This window comes from Streptomyces sp. NPDC001787 (assembly GCF_040297465.1).
Classification (GTDB): domain Bacteria; phylum Actinomycetota; class Actinomycetes; order Streptomycetales; family Streptomycetaceae; genus Streptomyces.
In genome coordinates this window covers 311,504-330,609 of record NZ_JBEOZE010000005.1, presented here as the reverse complement: position 1 = coordinate 330,609, position 19,106 = coordinate 311,504, and the positions used below count along the sequence as shown (strand labels likewise).

The following is a 19,106-nucleotide window of genomic DNA, read 5'->3' as shown; positions in this document are numbered from 1 at the left end:
CCGGTGCCAGCGGGCGGGGGCCGTCCGGTGCGGGGCCCGGCGGCAGGCGGGATCGGGCGGACGGAATCGACGGCGGGCGGGATCGGCGTGGTCCGGTGCGGGCCGGGGAGGGCCGGTGCGGCGTGGTCCGGTGCGGGCCGGGGAGGGCCGGTGCGGCGTGGTCCGGTGCGGGCCGGGGAGGGCCGGTGCGGCGTGGTCCGGTGCGGGCCGGGAAGGGCGCGGCGTGGTCCGGTGCGGGCCGGGGAGGGCCGGTGCGGCGTGGTCCGGTGCGGGCCGGGAAGGGCGCGGCGCGGTCCGGTGCGGGCCGGGGAGGGTCAGCCCGGCTGGCCGTATCCCTTCAGGGCCTCGGTCACCTCGCGCAGCTGGGCCGGGGAGAGCAGGGCCGGTTCGCGGCCCGGTACGGAGCTCGCGGTGAGCCAGAGCCTGCACAGCCATTCGAGCTGGGCGGTGCGGTCGTACGCCTGGTCGAGGCTGTCGCCGTAGGTGACGGTCCCGTGGTTCCGCAGGAGGCAGCCGGTGCGGTCGCGCAGGGCGGCGAGCATGTTGTCGGCCAGCTCCCGCGTTCCGTAGCGCGCGTAGGGGGCGGTGCGGACGGGGCCGCCGAGCATGGCCGCCGCGTAGTGCACCAGCGGGACCTCCTCGACCAGGGTGGAGACGGCGGTGGCGTGCACCGCGTGGGTGTGCACGACGGCCGCCGCGTCGCTGTTGCGGTAGACGGCCAGGTGGAGGGGGAGTTCGCTGGTCGGGGCGAGATCGCCGAGGACCCGGCGCCCTTCGAGGTCGACGCCGACCGCGTCGTTCGGGCCGAGCCGGTCGTAGGGCACCCCGCTGGGGGTGACCAGGACGGTCCCGCCGACACGTGCCGAGACATTGCCCGAGGTACCGACGACCAGCCCGTCGGCCGCGGACCGGCGGGCGGTGTCGACCACGCCCCGCCAGGCCCGCTCGATCGCTTCTTCCCGAGGCTGATCGCTCACGCTCATGCGGGGCACCCTAAGGGCTGCGCCGGGGCGGCGGGGGTGATACCGGACGCCGGGTGACCGGAATCTCTTCCGGGTGAAAAAACGCGTCCTCAAATGTTCGCCAAGGCCCGGCAAAGAGCAGCCCTCGCACCGCCCCAGGTGCCTCGCCCCACCTCGTAAGCAGACAAGCGGAGGGGATTGCATCCGGTTGGAGTCACCACAGCGCCCCGCCCAGTTCATCTTCCGTTCATCCAGGTTGCCTACGGTCCACGAGCCACTGACGTCGAACGATTGCCTGGGTAAATGGAACACATCACGCTGCTGCTCGCGATCGTGATCGTGACAGCTCTCGTGTTCGATTTCACGAACGGTTTCCACGACACCGCCAACGCGATGGCCACCACCATCTCGACCGGCGCCCTGAAGCCCAAGACAGCGGTGGCGATGTCCGCCGTTCTCAACCTGATCGGCGCGTTCCTGTCGGTGGAGGTCGCCAAGACGATCTCCGGCGGGATCGTCAACGAGGACGGCCTCAGAACCGAGGTCATCTTCGCGGCGCTCGTCGGCGCCATCCTGTGGAATCTGCTGACCTGGCTGGTCGGCCTGCCCTCCAGTTCCTCGCACGCCCTGTTCGGCGGCCTCATCGGCGCCGCGGTCATGTCGGCGGGCTGGTCCTCGATCAATGGCGGCACCGTCGTCACCAAGGTGCTGCTGCCCGCGATCGCCGCGCCGGTCGTCGCCGGTCTCGCCGCGCTGCTGGCCACGAAGCTGACGTACCGCATCGGGCGCAAGGTCACCGATGAGGGACAGCTGAAGTCGACCGCCAAGGGCTACCGGGCCGGGCAGATCGCCTCGGCCGGTCTCGTCTCGCTCGCCCACGGCACCAACGACGCGCAGAAGACGATGGGCATCATCACCCTGGCCCTGGTCACCGGCGGCGTCCTCGCCCCCGGCTCCAACCCGCCGGTCTGGGTCATCGTCTCCGCCGGTGTGGCCATCGCCCTGGGCACGTACCTCGGCGGCTGGCGCATCATCCGCACCATGGGCAGCGGCCTGACCGACCTCAAGCCGCCGCAGGGCTTCGCCGCCCAGACCAGTGCGGCCACGGTCATCCTGGCCTCCTCCCACCTCGGCTTCTCGCTCTCCACCACCCAGTCCTGCTCCGGCGCCGTGATGGGCGCGGGCCTCGGCCGTCAGGGAGGCGTGGTCCGCTGGTCCACGGCGACCCGGATGTTCGTCGCCTGGGGTCTGACCCTGCCGGCCGCGGGCCTGGTCGGCGCGGGCGCGGAGTTCCTGACCAAGCAGGGCGGCTGGGGCGTCGGCGTCGTCGCGGTCCTGCTCGTCGCGGGCTCCGGCGCCATCTGGCTGCTGTCGCGCCGCAAGCCGGTCGACCACACCAACGTCACCGGCGGCGGCCCGGAGGACGAGCCCGCGGGCGTCGTCACCACGGCCATCGCCGCCGTCACCCCGCCGCCCGTCGGCACCACGGGTCCCGACCTCACGTCCACCATCCCGGCTCCGGCCGGTACGCCCGCCGATCCGGCGCGGCCCGCCACGGTGTAAGGACAGATCCGCATGAACATCGACTGGGCAGCTCTCGCCTCCGTCTTCGGCGTCAGCCTCGTGGTCACCGTGGCGCTGGTCGGCCTCTTCACCCTCGGCATCGTCGGCCTCTCCAAGCAGTCCCCGACGGCGCGGAACGGCGCCTCCGGCGGCTCGTTCACCCCGGCCCGCGCCGGCGCGTACCTCTGCTTCGCGCTGTGCGCGGCGGCGGTCACGTACGGGATCTATCTGATCGTCGCCTGACCGGAACACCGCACCTCCACCTGGCCGGACACACCCTGTGTGTCCGGCCAGTGTGCGTCTGCGCACACTGCGGCTCCGCAGGTCAACGGCAAGTTGACGGGCGTTCTCACAGCGTGGTGGACTGCCGGAGCCGTTTACGGCGACAGCAGAGGAAGCCGGTGCGAATCCGGCGCGGTCCCGCCACTGTCACCGGGGAGCAGTCCCCCATCGGAAGTCACGGTCCGCCCACGCGGACTGGAAGGCCGGGGGAACCGCGGATCCGGAAGCCAGGAGACTCTCGTCGCCGGTCACGTCGAACCAGGGCGCGGACCCTGAGTGAGGACATACGCCATGCCTGGCTGCCGTGCGCCGGAACCTGTGTCACCCCTTGCGGAAATCTCCCGTACCCCGGCCGGCTGAGCCATGCGTGCCGACCGCATCTTCGCGTACGGCGCCACGGCCGGCCTGATCGCCGACTCCCTGCTCGGTGACCCCCGCCGGGGACATCCCGTGGCCGGGTTCGGCCGGGCCGCGGCGGAGGCCGAACGCCTGCTCTGGCGCGACCACCGCGGGTGGGGCGCCCTGCACACCCTGGTCTGCGCCGGCGGCGCCGCGGGGGCCGCCGCGCTGGCCGCCCGCGCCGTACGGGACCGCCCCGCCATGGCCGTCGCGCTGACCGCCGTCACCACCTGGTCCGTGATCGGCGGTACGTCGCTGGGCCGTGAGGCGCGCGCCGTCGCCGGCGCGCTCGCCGCCGGGGACCTCGACGTGGCCCGGGAGCGGCTGCCCCATCTGTGCGGCCGCGACCCCCACTCGCTGGACGGGCAGCAGATCGCCCGCGCCGTGGTCGAGTCCGTCGCCGAGAACACCTCGGACGCCGTCGTCGGCGCCCTCGTCTGGGGCGCCCTGGGCGGGGTCCCCGGGCTCGTCGGCTTCCGGGCCGTCAACACGCTGGACGCCATGGTCGGCCACAAGTCGCCCCGCTACCGGCGCTACGGCTGGGCCTCGGCCCGCCTGGACGACCTGGCGGGCGGACCGGGAGCCCGGCTGACGGCCGCGCTGGCCGTGGTGGCCGGAGGACGGCCCCGTGCGGCCGTACGGGCCTGGCGGGCCGACGCGGGCAGCCATCCGAGCCCCAACGCGGGGCCGGTGGAGGCCGCGTTCGCGGGGGCGCTCGGCGTACGGCTCGGCGGGACCCTGGCGTACGCCGGGCGGGTCGAGCACCGGCCCGTGCTCAACGGAGCGGACGGCCGGGCCGTGGAGAGCGCCGACATCGAACGGGCGGTACGGCTGTCGCGCCGGGTGAGCGCGCTGGCCCTGGGCGTATGCGTGGCGGGCCGGCTGCTCGCGGGACGGAGAGCGAAATGAGCGGCGGACTCCTGGTCGCCGGGACCACCTCGGACGCGGGCAAGAGCGTCGTCACGGCGGGGATCTGCCGGTGGCTCGTGCGCCGGGGCGTGAAGGTCGCGCCGTTCAAGGCGCAGAACATGTCGCTCAACTCGTTCGTGACCCGCGAGGGCGCGGAGATCGGGCGTGCCCAGGCGATGCAGGCCCAGGCCGCCCGGGTCGAGCCGTCCGCGCTGATGAACCCGGTGCTGCTCAAGCCCGGCGGCGACCGCTCCAGCCAGGTCGTCCTGATGGGGAAGCCGGTCGGCGAGATGAGCGCCCGCGGCTACCACGGGGGGCGCCAGGAAGCGCTCCTCGGGACGGTCGTGGACTGCCTGGAGCGGCTTCGGGGCACGTATGACGCCGTGATCTGCGAGGGCGCGGGCAGTCCTGCCGAGATCAATCTGCGGCGCACCGACATCGTGAACATGGGCATAGCCCGCGCCGCGCGGTTTCCCGTGCTGGTCGTCGGCGACATCGACCGCGGCGGCGTCTTCGCCTCGTTCTTCGGTACGACGGCGCTGCTGAGCGCCGAGGACCAGTCGCTGGTCGCCGGCTATCTCGTCAACAAGTTCCGGGGCGATGTCTCGCTGCTGGAGCCGGGCCTGGACATGCTGTACGGGCTGACGGGGCGGCGGACCTACGGGGTGCTCCCGTTCGCGCACGGGCTGGGCATCGACGAGGAGGACGGCCTGCGCGTCTCGATGCGCGGAGCCGTACGGGAGTCGGTCGTCGCGCCGCCGCACGGCGAGGACGTGCTGCGGGTGGCGGTGTGCGCCGTACCGCTGATGTCGAACTTCACCGATGTGGACGCGCTGGCCGCCGAGCCGGGTGTGGTGGTGCGGTTCGTGGACCGGGCGGAGGAGCTGGCCGACGCGGACCTGGTGATCGTGCCCGGCACGCGCGGCACCGTGCGGGCGCTGGCCTGGCTGCGCGAGCGGGGTCTCGCCGACGCGCTGGTGCGGCGGGCGGCCGAGGGACGGCCGGTGCTCGGCATCTGCGGCGGGTTCCAGGTGCTCGGGGAGCGGATCGAGGACGAGGTGGAGTCGCGGGCCGGGGTGGTCGACGGGCTGGGGCTGCTGCCGGTACGCATCCGGTTCGAGCGGGCCAAGACGCTCGCCCGGCCGTCCGGTACGGCGCTCGGCGAGCCGGTGGAGGGGTACGAGATCCACCACGGGGTCGCCGATGTGCGCGGCGGTGAGCCGTTCCTGGACGGCTGCCGGGTGGGTGCCGTGTGGGGGACGCACTGGCACGGGTCGCTGGAGAGCGACGCGTTCCGGCGGCGGTTCCTCGCGGAGGTCGCGCGGGCGGCGGGCCGGCGGTTCGTCGCCGCGCCGGACACGAGTTTCGGGGTGCTGCGGGAGGAGCAGCTGGACCGGCTCGGGGATCTGGTGGAGGAGCACGCGGACACGGACGCGCTGTGGCGGCTGATCGAGGGCGGCGCGCCCGCGGGACTGCCGTTCATCGCCCCGGGGGCACCGGGGGTGGTGGCGCCGCGGACGGGGGCGCCCGGACCGGGCGGTGGCGCGTCCCCGGGAGCCCCGGACCCGGGAGCGCCGGCCGTCGAAGCGCCGGACCCGGGAGCGCCGGACGGGCCCGGGACGGCCCGGAACGCGGTGCGCGGGCCCGACGGGCCCGGAGCGCCGGAGGGGCTCGAAGCGGCCCTCGAAGTGTCGGATGTCAACAAGGAGGCCCTGTGAGTACGCCGTATCCCTTCACCGCGATCGTCGGGCAGGACGATCTCCGGCTCGGACTGCTGCTGAACGCCGTCAGTCCGGCTGTCGGCGGGGTGCTCGTACGGGGCGAGAAGGGAACCGCCAAGTCCACCGCCGTGCGGGCGCTCGCCGCGCTCATGCCGGAGGTCTCCGTGGTGCCCGGGTGCCGCTTCTCGTGCGACCCGGGGGCGCCCGATCCGGCGTGTCCCGACGGGCCCCACGGGGACGGGACGGGCGTGTCGCGGGCCGCGCGGACCGTGGAGCTGCCGGTCGGCGCGTCCGAGGACCGGCTCGTCGGCGCGCTGGACATCGAGCGGGCGCTCTCGGAGGGCGTGAAGGCCTTCGAGCCGGGGCTGCTGGCCGACGCGCACCGCGGGATCCTGTACGTGGACGAGGTCAACCTGCTCCACGACCATCTGGTGGACCTGCTGCTGGACGCGGCGGCGATGGGGGCCTCGTACGTCGAGCGCGAGGGCGTCTCCGTACGGCACGCCGCGCGCTTCCTGCTGGTCGGCACGATGAACCCCGAGGAGGGCGAGCTGCGGCCCCAGTTGCTGGACCGGTTCGGGCTCACGGTCGAGGTGGCCGCCTCCCGTGACACCGATCAGCGGGTCGAGGTCGTGCGGCGCAGGCTCGCCCACGACGACGACCCGGTCGCGTTCGCCGCCCGGTGGGCCGAGGAGGAGGCCGCCCTCCGGGACCGGATCACCGCCGCGCGCGCCCTGCTCCCCCAGGTCGTGCTGGGCGACGGCGTGCTGCGGCAGATCGCGGCGACCTGCGCGGCCTTCGAGGTCGACGGCATGCGCGCCGACATCGTGATGGCGCGTACGGCGACCGCCCTGGCCGCCTGGGCGGGGCGCGAGGAGGTGCTCGCCGAGGACGTGCGGCAGGCCGCGCTCCTGGCGCTCCCGCACCGGCGCCGCCGCAACCCGTTCGACGCGCCCGGCCTCGACGAGGACAAGCTGGACGACACGCTCCAGGAGGCCGCCGGGGACGAGGCGGGCGGCGAGGGCGGCAACGACCCGGATCCCGACGGTCCGCACCCGGACGGCCCCGGTGACGGGGGCGGGGGCGACGACGGTGGCGGGGGCGGCGGGGTGCCGCCGCAGGCCGACGGCAGCGGTACGACGGGGCCTGCCCAGGAGGGCAGCACCGACACGCCCGGCCGCTCCGCCGGTGCGGAGCAGCAGCCCGTGGCCTCGGCCGAGCCGTTCCGGACGAGGACGCTGAGCGTGCCGGGTCTCGGCGAGGGCGCCGCGGGGCGGCGCTCCCGGGCCCGTACCGAGCACGGCCGTACGACCGGGTCGCGGCGCCCGCAGGGTGCCCTGACGAAGCTTCACCTGTCGGCGACCGTGCAGGCCGCGGCGCCGCACCAGCACGCCCGCGGGCGGTCGGGGCGGGGCCTCGTCGTCCGCCGGGACGATCTGCGGCAGGCGACGCGGGAGGGGCGCGAGGGCAATCTGGTGCTCTTCGTCGTGGACGCCTCCGGTTCGATGGCCGCCCGGCAGCGGATGAGCGCGGTGAAGGGGGCGGTGCTGTCGCTGCTGCTGGACGCGTACCAGCGGCGCGACAAGGTCGGCCTGGTCACCTTCCGCGGCAAGGACGCCGAGGTGGCGCTGCCGCCGACCTCGTCGGTGGACGCTGCGGCGGCACGGCTGGAATCGCTGCCGACCGGGGGGCGGACGCCGCTGGCAGCCGGGCTGCTGAGGGCCCATGACGTCCTGCGGGTGGAGCGGCTGCGTGATCCGTCGCGGCGGCCGCTGCTCGTCGTGGTGACGGACGGCCGGGCCACCGGCGGCCCCGAACCGGTGGCGCTGGCCGGGCGGGCGGGGCGTCTGCACCGCTCCGAGGGCACCGCGTCCGTCGTCGTGGACTGCGAGTCGGGGATCGTACGCCTCGGGCTCGCCGCACAACTCGCCCGGGATCTGGGAGGTACCGCCGTCACGCTCGACGAGCTGCGGGCCGACTCGATCGCCGGGCTCGTCAAGGACGTCACCGCAGCCGGGAGGGCCGCGTAATGCCACAGGGACAGCCGACATCGGTACCGGACGACGGGCTCACCACCCGTCAGCGGCGCAACCGCCCGCTTCTCTTCGTCCACACGGGCATCGGCAAGGGGAAGTCGACGGCGGCCTTCGGTCTCGCGCTGCGGGCCTGGAACCAGGGCTGGCCGATCGGGGTGTTCCAGTTCGTGAAGTCGGCGAAGTGGAAGGTCGGCGAGGAGAACGCGCTGAAGGTCCTGGGGGCCAGCGGCGAGGGCGGCACCGTGGCCTGGCACAAGATGGGCGAGGGCTGGTCGTGGGTGCAGCGCGACAACCAGCTGGACAACGAGGAGAAGGCCCGTGAGGGCTGGGAGCAGGTCAAGCGCGACCTGGCGGCCGAGACGTACAAGCTGTACGTCCTGGACGAGTTCGCCTATCCGATGCACTGGGGCTGGATCGACACCGACGAGGTCGTCGAGGTGATGCGGAACCGTCCCGGCATCCAGCATGTGGTGATCACCGGGCGCAACGCTCCGGACAAGCTGATCGAGGCCGCCGACCTGGTGACCGACATGTCGAAGGTCAAGCACCCGATGGACGCCGGGCAGAAGGGCCAGAGGGGCATCGAGTGGTGAGTGTTCCCCGTCTGGTCATCGCCGCTCCGGCGTCCGGCAGCGGCAAGACCACGGTCGCCACGGGTCTGATGGCGGCGTTCGCCGCACGCGGGCTCGCCGTGTCCCCGCACAAGGTGGGCCCGGACTACATCGATCCGGGCTACCACGCGCTGGCGACGGGACGGCCCGGCCGCAATCTCGACGCGTACATGTGCGGGACGGATCTGATCGCCCCGCTGTTCGCGCACGGGGCGGACGGCTGCGACCTCGCCGTCGTCGAGGGCGTCATGGGGCTGTACGACGGTGCCTCGGGGCAGGGCGAACTGGCCTCCACGGCTCAGGTCGCCAAGCTGCTGCGGGCGCCCGTCGTGCTGGTCGTCGACGCCTCCTCGCAGTCCCGTTCCGTCGCGGCCCTGGTGCACGGGTTCGCCTCCTGGGACCCCCAGGTGCGGATCGGCGGCGTGATCCTGAACAAGGTGGCCTCCGACCGGCACGAGGCGCTGCTGCGCGACGCGCTGGACGAGTCGGGCCTGCCCGTGCTCGGGGTGCTGCGGCGGGCCTCGCGGCTCGCGACGCCCTCGCGCCATCTGGGCCTGGTGCCGGTGGCCGAGCGGCAGACCGATGCCGTCGAGGCCGTGGCGGCGATGGGCGACCGGGTGCGCGCGGGGTGCGATCTCGACGCGCTGATGGCGCTGGCCCGGACGGCTCCCCCGCTGCCGGACGGGGCGTGGGAGCCCGAGCGCCACCCGGCGCCCGGGTCCCGGCCGGTGGTGGCCGTGGCGGGCGGGGCGGCGTTCACCTTCGCGTACGCGGAACACGCCGAACTGCTGGCGGCGGCGGGCGCGGAGGTCGCGGTCTTCGACCCGCTGCGCGACGAGAAGCTCCCGGCGGGCACGGCGGGACTCGTGATCGGCGGCGGATTCCCGGAGATGTACGCCCCCGAACTGTCGGCCAACGAGCCGCTGCGCGGGGCGGTGACCCGGCTGGCGCTGAGCGGTGCGCCGGTGGCGGCGGAGTGCGCGGGGCTGCTGTATCTGGCGCGCGAGCTGGACGGGCGGCCGATGTGCGGGGTGCTGGACGCCGCGGCCCGGATGTCGGAGCGGCTGACGCTGGGATACCGGGAGGCGGTGGCGGTCTCCGACAGTTCGCTGGCGGTGGCGGGGACCCGGCTGCGCGGTCATGAGTTCCACCGGACGGTGCTGGAGCCGGGCGCCGGGCCGGTGCCCGCGTGGGGCATGCACCAGCCGGAGCGGCGGGTGGAGGGCTTTGTGCAGCGGGGCGTGCACGCGAGCTATCTGCACACGCACTGGGCGTCCTCGCCCGGGGTGGCACGGCGCTTCGTCGAACGGTGCGCCGCGTCCTCCGGGGGATGAGGAAGCGGCGGGTGGGCCGCCGGCGGGTACGGCCTACTCGGCGATGCCCACCACCAGCCAGATGAAGCCCACTCCCCCGACCGTGCAGAGCAATGTGGATCGGGCGGGATGGTCGTGGTGTGCCTCGGGCAGAATCTCTGCGGCGGCCAGATAGAGCAGTACGCCGCCGAAGAAGCCGAGATAGCAGCCGAGCAGTTCCTCCGGAAGGGTGAACAGGAGCGTCGTCGCGGCGCCCACGATCGGAGCCAGGGCGTCCGCGAACAGCATGAGGAGCGCCTTGCGGCGGGCGTTCCCGTAGAGACTGGTGATGGTGTACGTGTTGAATCCGTCGGCGAAGTCATGACTGATCACGGCCAGCGCGACCGCCGCGCCCATGCCCCCGCCGATCTGGAACGCGGCGCCGAGCGCGACTCCGTCCATCAGGCTGTGGCCGACCATCGCGGCCGCCGCCGTCAGCCCCACCTGCGGCACCCGTTCCTCGCTCGCCCCGTGTGCCGCCTGGCGTACGGCGAGCAGCCGCTCCACCAGATGGGCCGCCAGGAACCCGCCCACGAACAGCAGCAGGGCGGCGGGGACGCCGAAGACCGGTCCGCCCGCCGCCTCGACCGCCTCCGGCAGCAGGTCGAGGCCGACCACGCCGAGCATCAGCCCGCCCGCGAAGCCGAGCACCAGGTGACGGCGGTCGGTCACACGTTGAGCGACCCAGCCGCCGGCCAGAGTCATCAGGAACGCGCCGAGCGCGACGAACACCGCCATGGGCCCTTGCTAGCCGATTGACCCCCGTGCCCGCATCTCAGGCCGCCCTTACCGGCTCCGGCCCCTCACCCCCGCCGGCCGCCCCCGTCCCGCCTTCCTCCCCCCCGCGACACCCGGCCCCCGGGCCGGCGTACGAAAGGACTCCGCCCATGAACGGAGCAGCCGCCGGCCCCTGCCCGGTCCCCCTCACCGGAACGCTCGTCGTCGGGGTCGGGGCCCGTCGTGGCGCACCGCTCGACGAGGTGCTCGGCCTGATCGAGAAGACGCTGCTGGCGGCGGGACTGCGGGCGGCCGACGTCGTGGAACTGGCCACCGTCGAGGCCAAGGCCGCCGAACACGGGATCGTGGGGGCCGCGGCGCGGCTGGGAGTCCCGGTGCGGACGCATACGGCCGAGGCGCTGGCCGGGGTCCTCGTACCGAACCCCTCGGGTGCGCCGGGCGCGGCCGTGGGGACGCCCTCGGTCGCGGAGGCCGCCGCGCTGATCGACGCGGACGAACTGCTGGTCGCCAAGACCCGCTCGGTGCGCGGGACGGCTCCGAAGGGGGCCGTGACCTGCGCGGTGGCCCGTCGAATTCCGGCCACCCTTGCGACCCCTGACCGGAAAAGTTCCACCCCGCCGGTGACGGACGGGGCGGGCGCCTTCACCATGGCAGCCATGAATCCCCCCACGAAGTCAGTCGCGAGCACCGAGCCGGATCTCCGGCACCACGGTGACGCGGAGGTGCGCGACCGCAATCTGACCGATCTCGCCGTCAACGTACGCACCCATACGCCGCCGGACTGGCTGCGGCAGCGGATAGCGGCCTCGCTGGTGTCGCTGGCCTCGTATCCGGACGGGGCCGCGGCGCGGGCCGCGGTCGCCGGACGGCACGGGCTCCCGGTGGAACGGGTGCTCCTGACGGCGGGCGCGGCGGAGGCGTTCGTACTCATCGCCCGCGCGCTGCCGGCGGCGCATCCGGTCGTCGTGCATCCCCAGTTCACCGAACCGGAGGCGGCGCTGCGGGCGGCCGGTCACGAGGTGGGACGGGTGCTGCTGCGTGCCGAGGACGGCTTCCGGCTGGATCCGGCGGCGGTGCCCGAGAAGGCGGATCTGGTGGTGGTCGGCAATCCGACCAACCCGACGTCCGTGCTCCACCCGGCGGCCGTCCTGGAGCGACTGGCGCGCCCCGGGCGGACGCTCGTGGTCGACGAGGCGTTCATGGACGCGGTCCCCGGCGAGCGGGAGGCGCTGTGCGGGCGTACGGACATCCCCGGGCTCGTCGTCCTGCGCAGCCTCACCAAGACCTGGGGGCTGGCGGGGCTGCGGATCGGCTATGTGCTGGCCGACCCGGTCACCATCGCGCTGCTGGCCGACGCACAGCCCCTGTGGCCGGTGTCGTCCCCGGCACTGGCGGCGGCCGAGGCCTGCATGGAGCCGCGGGCGCTGGTGGAGGCGGCCGGGGCGGCGGACCGGATCGCGGTGGACCGGGCCCATCTGCTGGCCGGGCTGGCGGAGTTCGGCGAGGTACGGGCGGTCGAGCCCGCCGAGGGGCCGTTCGTCCTGCTGCGGCTGGAGCGGGCGGCCGAGGTGCGGGAGCGGCTGAGGCTGCTGGGCTTCGCGGCACGGCGGGGTGACACGTTCCCGGGCCTCGGGCCGGAGTGGCTGCGGCTGGCCGTACGCGACCGGGTGACGACCAACCGCTTCCTCCAGGCCTTCGACCAGGCCCTTCAGGCCCTGCCCGCGAGACCTCTGCCCTGAGGGCGCCCGGGGCCGGGCCGTGGGCCCGCCCCGAAGGGCGGCGTCCCTCCCCGGGAAACGCCGCCCTTCAAGCCCCCGTCCCCTCAAGCCCCCCGTTCTCCCGGGCCCCGGCCCCTCGGGCCCCGCCCCCTTCGGGTCGGATGCCCCTGGGGCGGACGCCCTCCGGTCGAATCAGCCCCGGGCGCGCCTGCGGGCCATCACCGTCGCCCCCGCGCCGACCGCCAGCAGCAGTGCCGCGCCGCCCGCGATGTACGGGGTGGCGGAGCTGCCTCCGGTCTCGGCGAGATTCCCCGTGGCCGGGGCCTTGCCCGAGCCCGTCTGGGTCTTCACATCCGGGCCGCCGTCCCCCTTGCCGCCCGTCGAACCGCCGTCCGTCGAACCGCCGTCCGTCGAGCCACCGTCCGTCGAGCCACCGCTGCCGGACGCGCCGCCGTCGCTCGAACCGCCGTCGCTGGAACCGCCACTGCTGGAACCGCCGCTGCTGGAACCGCCGCTGCCGCTGGAGCCGCCGTCGGTGCCTCCCGGGTCGGTCGCCTTCGGTGTCTCACAGGTCGCTTCGGCCAGCGTGACATCTCCCTGCACATCGGCGACGTTGAGCTTGAGCGGATTCACGGACACCCGGAGCTGCAGCGCCGCCGCGGCGGCGGTCCGCGAGGTGGTGCTGGTCTTCGACAGGTCCAGGGTCACCTCACCGACGCCCGGCACCTCCACCCGGGTCGTCCCGCCCGCGGTGAGCGCGACCTTCGTGCCCAGGACCGACACATGGCCCAGCACGTTCGACTCCGCGACCGGCTTCCTGCCCACCTGGCAGACCGCCTTGGAGGTGACCTTCTCGACCTCGATCAGCGGGAGCAGCGGCAGTCCGGGCAGATGGACGGCGGCCTTCGCCAGATTGCTGTATCCCTGCGCCTTGTGCTTGCCCACGGTGGCCTCGGCCGTGGCCACATCGGCGCGCAGCACGCTGAACGGCTGTCCGTGGTCCACGCCTTCGAGCCGCACGCTGAGGGCGGTCTTCTTCGCGCTGGCGGGCGCCTGCACCTCGTTGAGCGTGGCCTTGAGCGGAACCTCGATCGTCTTGTTCAGGAGCGAGACGTTCAGTGCGGTACGGAGCACGACCGCGCTCGCCCTGCCCTCGCCGGTGGTCGTGGCCGTCGCGGTGGCTGCCTGCGCGGGGACGGCGGCAAGCAGGGCGACGGGAGCGGCGGCGACCGCCAGAGCGGCGAGACGGAAGGTGTTGCTGTTCAAGATGGTGGAACCCCCACAAGAGACATGGAGCCACCGGCGCCGTCCAATGGGGGACATCGCGGGCGCCGGTGGCCTCGACTCCGTGAATCTTTACGTACGGAGGGTGAACTCGCGGATACCTGCGGTGAGTTCACCCCAAAGAGGGGTTTTAGCGTGCGTATTCGAATCTTTCGGCACGTGCGTTCCTTCACGTCACCCGTTTCACCGAGTGTGAGCGGCAGGGGTGTTGACCGTTCCGGGGTGCAGGCAGAAGTGCGTAAACGAGCCACGCACCCCTGCGGTCACCGCCTGTCAATGCGACGCCCCCATGCCGGGGTGCCCGCACCCCTGTACACCGGCACCCCGCCCGGACGGTCAGCCGATCACGCGCCCGTTCAGCACGACGTGACGCGGCGCCGCCAGCACCCGTACGTCCGCGCGCGGATCCTCGTCGTAGACGACCAGATCCGCCGGGGCGCCCTCTTCGAGAACCGGCCGCCCCAGCCAGCGCCGGGCGCCCCAGGCCGTCGCGGCGAGGGCCTCCCGGGGCGGGATGCCCGCCTTCACCAGCTCGGCGACCTCGGCCGCCACCAGACCGTGGGCCAGCGAGCCGCCCGCGTCGGTGCCGACGTAGACCGGGATCCCGGCGTCGTACGCGGCGCGGACGGTGTCGTAGCGGCGCTCGTACAACTGCCGCATATGCGCCGACCAGCGCGGGAATTTGGCCTCGCCGCCCGCCGCGAGATCGGGGAACGTGGCGATGTTGACCAGCGTGGGGACGATCGCGACACCGCGCTCGGCGAACAGCGGAATGGTGTCCTCGGTCAGGCCGGTCGCATGCTCGATGCAGTCGATCCCGGCCTCCACGAGATCGCGCAGCGCGTCCTCGGCGAAGCAGTGCGCGGTGACGCGGGCGCCCAGCCGGTGCGCCTCGGCGATCGCCGCCTCGACCTCGCCGCGCGGCCAGCAGGCGGTCAGATCACCGGCGTCCCGGTCGATCCAGTCGCCGACCAGCTTCACCCAGCCGTCCCCGCGCCGGGCTTCCCGCGCCACATACGCGACCAGGTCGCCGGGCTCGATCTCATGGGCGTAGTTGCGGATGTACCTGCGGGTCCTGGCGATGTGCCGGCCCGCCCTGATGATCTTGGGCAGGTCCTCGCGGTCGTCGATCCACCGGGTGTCGGAGGGCGACCCGGCGTCCCGGATCAGCAGTGTGCCCGCCTCCCGGTCGGTGAGCGCCTGCTTCTCACTGGTCGCGGCGTCGACCGGGCCGTGCTGGTCGAGGCCCACATGGCAGTGCGCGTCGACCAGTCCGGGCAGCGCCCACCCGGTGACCGTCACCGCCCCGTCCGCACCCGGCGGCCGCTGTGACGTGATCCGTCCGTCCACGGCCCACAGCTCGTCCCGGATCTCGTCCGGACCGACGAGCACCCGCCCCTTCACCCGCAGCACCCGCTGCTCCTGATCACTCATATGCCGCACTGTACGAGGCCCTCGGTACCCTCGACGGAGCACCGTTCGTGAGCAGAACAGCCGACCGACCCGCCGACCGAACCGAAGAGAGCACCACCGTGACGCACCCCTTCCTCGACCTCGCCCCGCTCACCGCCGCGCGTTTCGCGGCCATCGAGCGGCGGGTGGCCGGTCTTCTCGCCACGCAGCAGGACGTCGTCATCATGCAGGGCGAGGCGCTGCTGCCCCTGGAGGGCTGCATCCGGGGCGGCGCCCGGCCCGGTTCGACCGCGCTGAACATCGTCACGGGCCCGTACGGACAGACCTTCGGAAACTGGCTGCGGGACTGCGGCGCCGAGGTCGTCGACCTCGCGGTGCCGTTCCACACCGCGGTGACCGCCGAGCAGGTCGCGCAGGCACTGGCCGCGCACCCGGAGATCGACTTCGTGTCGCTGGTGCACGCCGAGGCCGCGACCGGCAACACCAACCCCGTCGCGGAGATCGGCGAGGTGGTCCGGGAGCACGGCGCGCTCTTCATGCTGGACGCCGTCGCCTCGGTGGGCGCCGAACCGCTGCTGCCGGACGCCTGGGGTGTCGACCTGTGCGTGATCGGCGCGCAGAAGGCGATGGGCGGGCCGGCCGGGGTGTCGGCGGTGTCGGTGAGCGAGCGGGCCTGGGAGCGGATCTCCGCCAATCCCCGGGCCCCGCGCCGCTCCTACCTGTCCCTCCTGGACTGGAAGGAGCGCTGGATCGACGGTGGCCGCAAGGCGCTGCTGCACGCCCCGGCGCAGCTGGAGATGCTGGCGCTGGAGGCGTGCGTGGAGCGGATCGAGGCCGAGGGGCTCGATGCGCTGATGGCCCGCCACGCGGCGGCGGCGGCCGCGACCCGGGCCGGCGCGCGGGCGCTCGGCGGCGGCCTGGAGCCGTATGTCCATGACGCGCGGGACGCGGCTCCGGTGGCCACGACGCTGCGCGCCCCGGCGGGAGTCGATGCCGCCGAGCTGGTCGCGCAGGCGCTCGCGGCGGACCCCTCGCTGCCGCTCATCGCGGGCGGCGGGGCGCTGTCCAAGGAGATGATCCGGGTCAATCACTACGGGGTGGATGCGACGCGGGGCGCGGTGCGCTCCTCGCTCGCGGCTCTGGGGGCGGCGCTGGCCGATACGGGCCGGCAGGTCGACTTCGAAGCTGCCCGCAAGGCCGTTTCGGAAACCTGGCCGAGCGAATAAACTCCACGGCGCCCGCCTTTCCCTGGCGCCGCCTATCCGCAGCGGCTCCCACCGCCGTGCGGACCAGAATTATCAAATGCGGGGAGCTGCTTTACCGAAAGCAGCTCCCCGCATTCTTCTGCCCGCTTTCCCCGACCCTAAACGCTAGAGTTTCGTGAACACCGATCCACACGATTCGGGCACGTCTCCCGAGAGTTACAACTCTGTGACCGACTCCACACAGTGACCGCAATGCCGGAAAAATTCCGGTCAAATGGTGAGAAAGCTCAGGCGGTTCATGCAGGAGCACGCGCCCGCGTGATAGCACAAATCCGCCGCCGACCCAACCCTTCACCTCGATGCAATTTCGAAATTTGCTGGGTAAATTCAATTCACATGACCGCCGCACCAGCAGATTTTGCCCGTGCCCGAAGTGAATTCCTCAGAATCGACACCCCACGAGTGGAGGACGGAGCCGCGATCTGGCGCATTGCCCGCGACTCCGAGGTCCTGGACCTCAACTCCTCGTACAGCTACCTGCTGTGGTGCCGGGACTTCTCCGCGACCTCCGTGGTCGCCCGCGACGAGAACGGCGAGCCCATCGCCTTCGTGACGGGGTACATCCGGCCCGACCGCCCGGAGACCCTCGTCGTCTGGCAGGTCGCCGTCGACCACGGCCACCGCGGGGAGGGCCTGGCCGCCGCGCTGCTGGACTCGCTGACCGCCCGGGTCGCCGCCGAACAGGGGCTCGCCCTGGTGGAGACGACCATCACCCCGGACAACACCGCGTCCGACCGGCTGTTCACCTCCTACGCGCAGCGCCACGACGTGCCCCTGGAGCGCGAGGTGCTCTTCGACGGGGACCTGTTCCCCGAGGGCACGCATCTGCCGGAAGTGCTGTACCGCATAGGCCCGTTCCACTCCTGACGCACCAAGGCGCCGAGCGCCGCGACACCCGGCGCCCCGGCGCGGTGCCGCCCGGCGCCGATTCGATCGACGCCGTCCCGAACGACGCAGTTCCGACCGCCGGCCCCGGCCGACGCCGCTTCCGCGCACCGGCCGCCCGCACCGGACCGACCCCCCGGCGCGCACCCCGGCCACGCACCCGCCGCCGGAAGCAGGCTTCACCGCCGCCCGTCGCACCCCCCTCGACCAGGAGACCGCTGTGACCATCACCCCGCCCGCCCTGAGTGTCTTCGAGACCCTGGAGTCGGAGGTACGGAGCTACTGCCGCGGCTGGCCCGCGGTGTTCGACCGTGCGCAGGGCGCCCGGCTGACCGACGAGGACGGCCACTCGTACCTCGACTTCTTCGCCGGTGCCGGATCGCTCAACTACGGCCACAACAACCCGGTGCTGAAACGCGCGCTGATCGACTACATCGAGCGCGACGGCATCACCCACGGCCTGGACATGGCGACCACCGCCAAACGCGCGTTCCTGGAGACCTTCCAGAACGTGATCCTGCGTCCGCGCGACCTGCCGTACAAGGTGATGTTCCCCGGCCCGACCGGCACCAACGCCGTCGAGGCGGCGCTGAAGCTGGCCCGTAAGGTCAAGGGCCGCGAGTCCGTCGTCTCGTTCACCAACGCCTTCCACGGCATGTCGCTCGGCTCGCTCGCCGTGACCGGCAACGCCTTCAAGCGGGCCGGGGCCGGTATCCCGCTGGTGCACGGCACACCGATGCCGTTCGACAACTACTTCGACGGTACGGTCCCCGACTTCCTCTGGTTCGAGCGGCTGCTGGAGGACCAGGGCTCCGGGCTCAACAAGCCCGCCGCCGTGATCGTGGAGACCGTCCAGGGCGAGGGCGGCATCAATGTCGCCCGCGCCGAGTGGCTGCGCGCGCTCCAGGAGCTGTGCCACCGCCAGGACATGCTGCTGATCGTCGACGACATCCAGATGGGCTGCGGCCGTACCGGGGGCTTCTTCTCCTTCGAGGAGGCCGGCATCGTGCCGGACATCGTCACCCTGTCGAAGTCCATCAGCGGCTACGGTATGCCCATGTCGCTCTGCCTGTTCAAGCCGGAGCTGGACATCTGGGAGCCGGGCGAGCACAACGGCACCTTCCGCGGCAACAACCCGGCGTTCGTCACCGCCGCCGCCGCGCTCGACGCCTACTGGGCCGACGGCCAGATGGAGAAGCAGACGCAGTCCCGCGGCGAGCAGGTGACACAGTCGCTGCTGGCGATCTGCGCCGAGGAGCCGACCGCGCGGTTCCGCGGCCGCGGTCTGGTCTGGGGCATGGAGTTCGCCGACCCGGCGCGTGCCACGACCGTCTGCGCCCGCGCCTTCGAGCTGGGCCTCCTGCTGGAGACCTCGGGCCCGCAGAGCGAGGTCGTCAAGCTGCTGCCCCCGCTGACCATCACCCCCGAGGAACTGGACGAGGGCCTGCGCACGCTGGCCCGCTGCGTCCGGGAGACGGCCTGACCCGGTACTCCGGAACAGACCGCGAGGCGGAGAGCAACTCCCACCGCACAGAGAATTCGTCAAGAGAAAGGCACCGACCCACCGTGATCGTCCGATCGTTCAGTGACATCGAGAACACCGACCGGCATGTCAAGGCCGCGTCCGGCACCTGGGAGAGCAAGCGCATCGTGCTCGCCAAGGAGAAGGTCGGCTTCTCGCTCCACGAGACCGTGCTCTACGCGGGCACGGAAACCTCCATGTGGTACGCCAACCACATCGAGGCGGTGCTCTGCACCGAGGGCGAGGCCGAGCTGACCAATGACGAGACCGGCGAGAAGCACTGGATCTCCCCCGGCACGATGTACCTGCTGGACGGGCACGAGCACCACACACTGCGGCCGAAGACCGACTTCCGCTGCGTCTGCGTCTTCAACCCGCCCGTCACCGGACGGGAGGACCATGACGAGAACGGTGTCTACCCACTGCTGACCGAGGAGGGCTGAACC

The 19,106-nt window shown here is 73.0% G+C and carries 16 protein-coding genes and 1 riboswitch; of the genes, 12 read left to right on the top strand and 4 right to left on the bottom strand.

Translation table 11 applies throughout. The features are described from left to right. Positions 1 to 314: 314 nt before the first annotated feature. Positions 315 to 983, bottom strand: coding sequence for a class II aldolase/adducin family protein (locus tag ABT170_RS10080; protein ID WP_443034268.1), 669 nt, complete (start codon positions 981 to 983; stop codon positions 315 to 317). A gap of 282 nt (positions 984 to 1,265) precedes the next feature. Between ABT170_RS10080 and ABT170_RS10075 the strand changes: the two genes are divergently transcribed. The 7 genes from ABT170_RS10075 (at position 1,266) to ABT170_RS10045 (ending at position 9,817) form a co-directional block, all read left to right on the top strand. After that, positions 1,266 to 2,525 carry an inorganic phosphate transporter gene (locus ABT170_RS10075; protein WP_266929576.1) on the top strand — a complete coding sequence of 420 codons (1,260 nt, stop codon included), beginning with the start codon at positions 1,266 to 1,268 and terminating at the stop codon, positions 2,523 to 2,525. Positions 2,526 to 2,537: 12 nt separating this feature from the next. Continuing rightward, positions 2,538 to 2,768, top strand: a complete 231-nt coding sequence (locus tag ABT170_RS10070; protein ID WP_329942369.1) for a hypothetical protein — start codon at positions 2,538 to 2,540, stop codon at positions 2,766 to 2,768. Positions 2,769 to 2,876: 108 nt separating this feature from the next. After that, positions 2,877 to 3,066, top strand: a riboswitch (cobalamin riboswitch). Between the two features lie 104 nt (positions 3,067 to 3,170). Then, complete coding sequence (locus tag ABT170_RS10065; RefSeq protein WP_329942368.1) at positions 3,171 to 4,115, top strand: cobalamin biosynthesis protein; 945 nt, start codon at positions 3,171 to 3,173, stop codon at positions 4,113 to 4,115. Next, positions 4,112 to 5,833 (top strand): cobyric acid synthase, encoded by a 1,722-nt coding sequence (locus ABT170_RS10060; RefSeq protein WP_351865670.1) that lies wholly within the window; start codon positions 4,112 to 4,114, stop codon positions 5,831 to 5,833. Before ABT170_RS10065 ends, ABT170_RS10060 begins: the two co-directional genes overlap by 4 nt. Continuing rightward, a complete protein-coding gene (locus ABT170_RS10055; protein ID WP_351865667.1) occupies positions 5,830 to 7,866 on the top strand; it encodes a putative cobaltochelatase in 2,037 nt (678 codons plus the stop codon). The genes ABT170_RS10060 and ABT170_RS10055 overlap by 4 nt, the downstream gene beginning before the upstream one ends. Beyond that, entirely contained in the window at positions 7,866 to 8,465 is a 600-nt protein-coding gene (gene cobO, locus ABT170_RS10050; protein WP_329942365.1) for a cob(I)yrinic acid a,c-diamide adenosyltransferase, read from the top strand. The genes ABT170_RS10055 and cobO overlap by 1 nt, the downstream gene beginning before the upstream one ends. Beyond that, a complete protein-coding gene (locus tag ABT170_RS10045; RefSeq protein WP_351865663.1) occupies positions 8,459 to 9,817 on the top strand; it encodes a cobyrinic acid a,c-diamide synthase CobB in 1,359 nt (452 codons plus the stop codon). The genes cobO and ABT170_RS10045 overlap by 7 nt, the downstream gene beginning before the upstream one ends. Before the next feature lie 33 nt (positions 9,818 to 9,850). Here ABT170_RS10045 and ABT170_RS10040 read toward each other — a convergent pair whose 3' ends face one another. After that, positions 9,851 to 10,573, bottom strand: coding sequence for a ZIP family metal transporter (locus ABT170_RS10040; protein WP_329942363.1), 723 nt, complete (start codon positions 10,571 to 10,573; stop codon positions 9,851 to 9,853). A gap of 149 nt (positions 10,574 to 10,722) precedes the next feature. On the opposite strand from ABT170_RS10040, the gene cobC reads away from it, so the two are divergent. Beyond that, positions 10,723 to 12,312 carry an Rv2231c family histidinol phosphate aminotransferase CobC gene (gene cobC, locus ABT170_RS10035; protein ID WP_351865659.1) on the top strand — a complete coding sequence of 530 codons (1,590 nt, stop codon included), beginning with the start codon at positions 10,723 to 10,725 and terminating at the stop codon, positions 12,310 to 12,312. A 171-nt stretch (positions 12,313 to 12,483) separates the two neighbouring features. Here the strand turns inward: cobC and ABT170_RS10030 are convergent, their stop codons facing one another. Further along, the gene (locus ABT170_RS10030) at positions 12,484 to 13,557 is read right to left on the bottom strand and encodes an SCO1860 family LAETG-anchored protein (protein ID WP_351865656.1); all 1,074 of its coding nucleotides are present in this window, start codon (positions 13,555 to 13,557) and stop codon (positions 12,484 to 12,486) included. 354 nt (positions 13,558 to 13,911) lie between these two features. Beyond that, complete coding sequence (locus ABT170_RS10025) at positions 13,912 to 15,009, bottom strand: amidohydrolase family protein (protein WP_351865653.1); 1,098 nt, start codon at positions 15,007 to 15,009, stop codon at positions 13,912 to 13,914. A gap of 98 nt (positions 15,010 to 15,107) precedes the next feature. On the opposite strand from ABT170_RS10025, the gene ABT170_RS10020 reads away from it, so the two are divergent. From ABT170_RS10020 to ABT170_RS10005, 4 genes are all read left to right on the top strand, one after another. Beyond that, positions 15,108 to 16,214: a pyridoxal-phosphate-dependent aminotransferase family protein gene (locus ABT170_RS10020; RefSeq protein WP_329942417.1), complete on the top strand. Its 1,107-nt coding sequence runs from the start codon at positions 15,108 to 15,110 to the stop codon at positions 16,212 to 16,214. A gap of 375 nt (positions 16,215 to 16,589) precedes the next feature. Beyond that, a complete protein-coding gene (ectA, locus tag ABT170_RS10015) occupies positions 16,590 to 17,120 on the top strand; it encodes a diaminobutyrate acetyltransferase (RefSeq protein ID WP_329942359.1) in 531 nt (176 codons plus the stop codon). A gap of 238 nt (positions 17,121 to 17,358) precedes the next feature. Continuing rightward, positions 17,359 to 18,621 carry a diaminobutyrate--2-oxoglutarate transaminase gene (gene ectB, locus ABT170_RS10010; protein WP_351865650.1) on the top strand — a complete coding sequence of 421 codons (1,263 nt, stop codon included), beginning with the start codon at positions 17,359 to 17,361 and terminating at the stop codon, positions 18,619 to 18,621. 83 nt (positions 18,622 to 18,704) lie between these two features. After that, positions 18,705 to 19,103, top strand: coding sequence for an ectoine synthase (locus tag ABT170_RS10005; RefSeq protein ID WP_136328578.1), 399 nt, complete (start codon positions 18,705 to 18,707; stop codon positions 19,101 to 19,103). Positions 19,104 to 19,106: the final 3 nt, after the last annotated feature.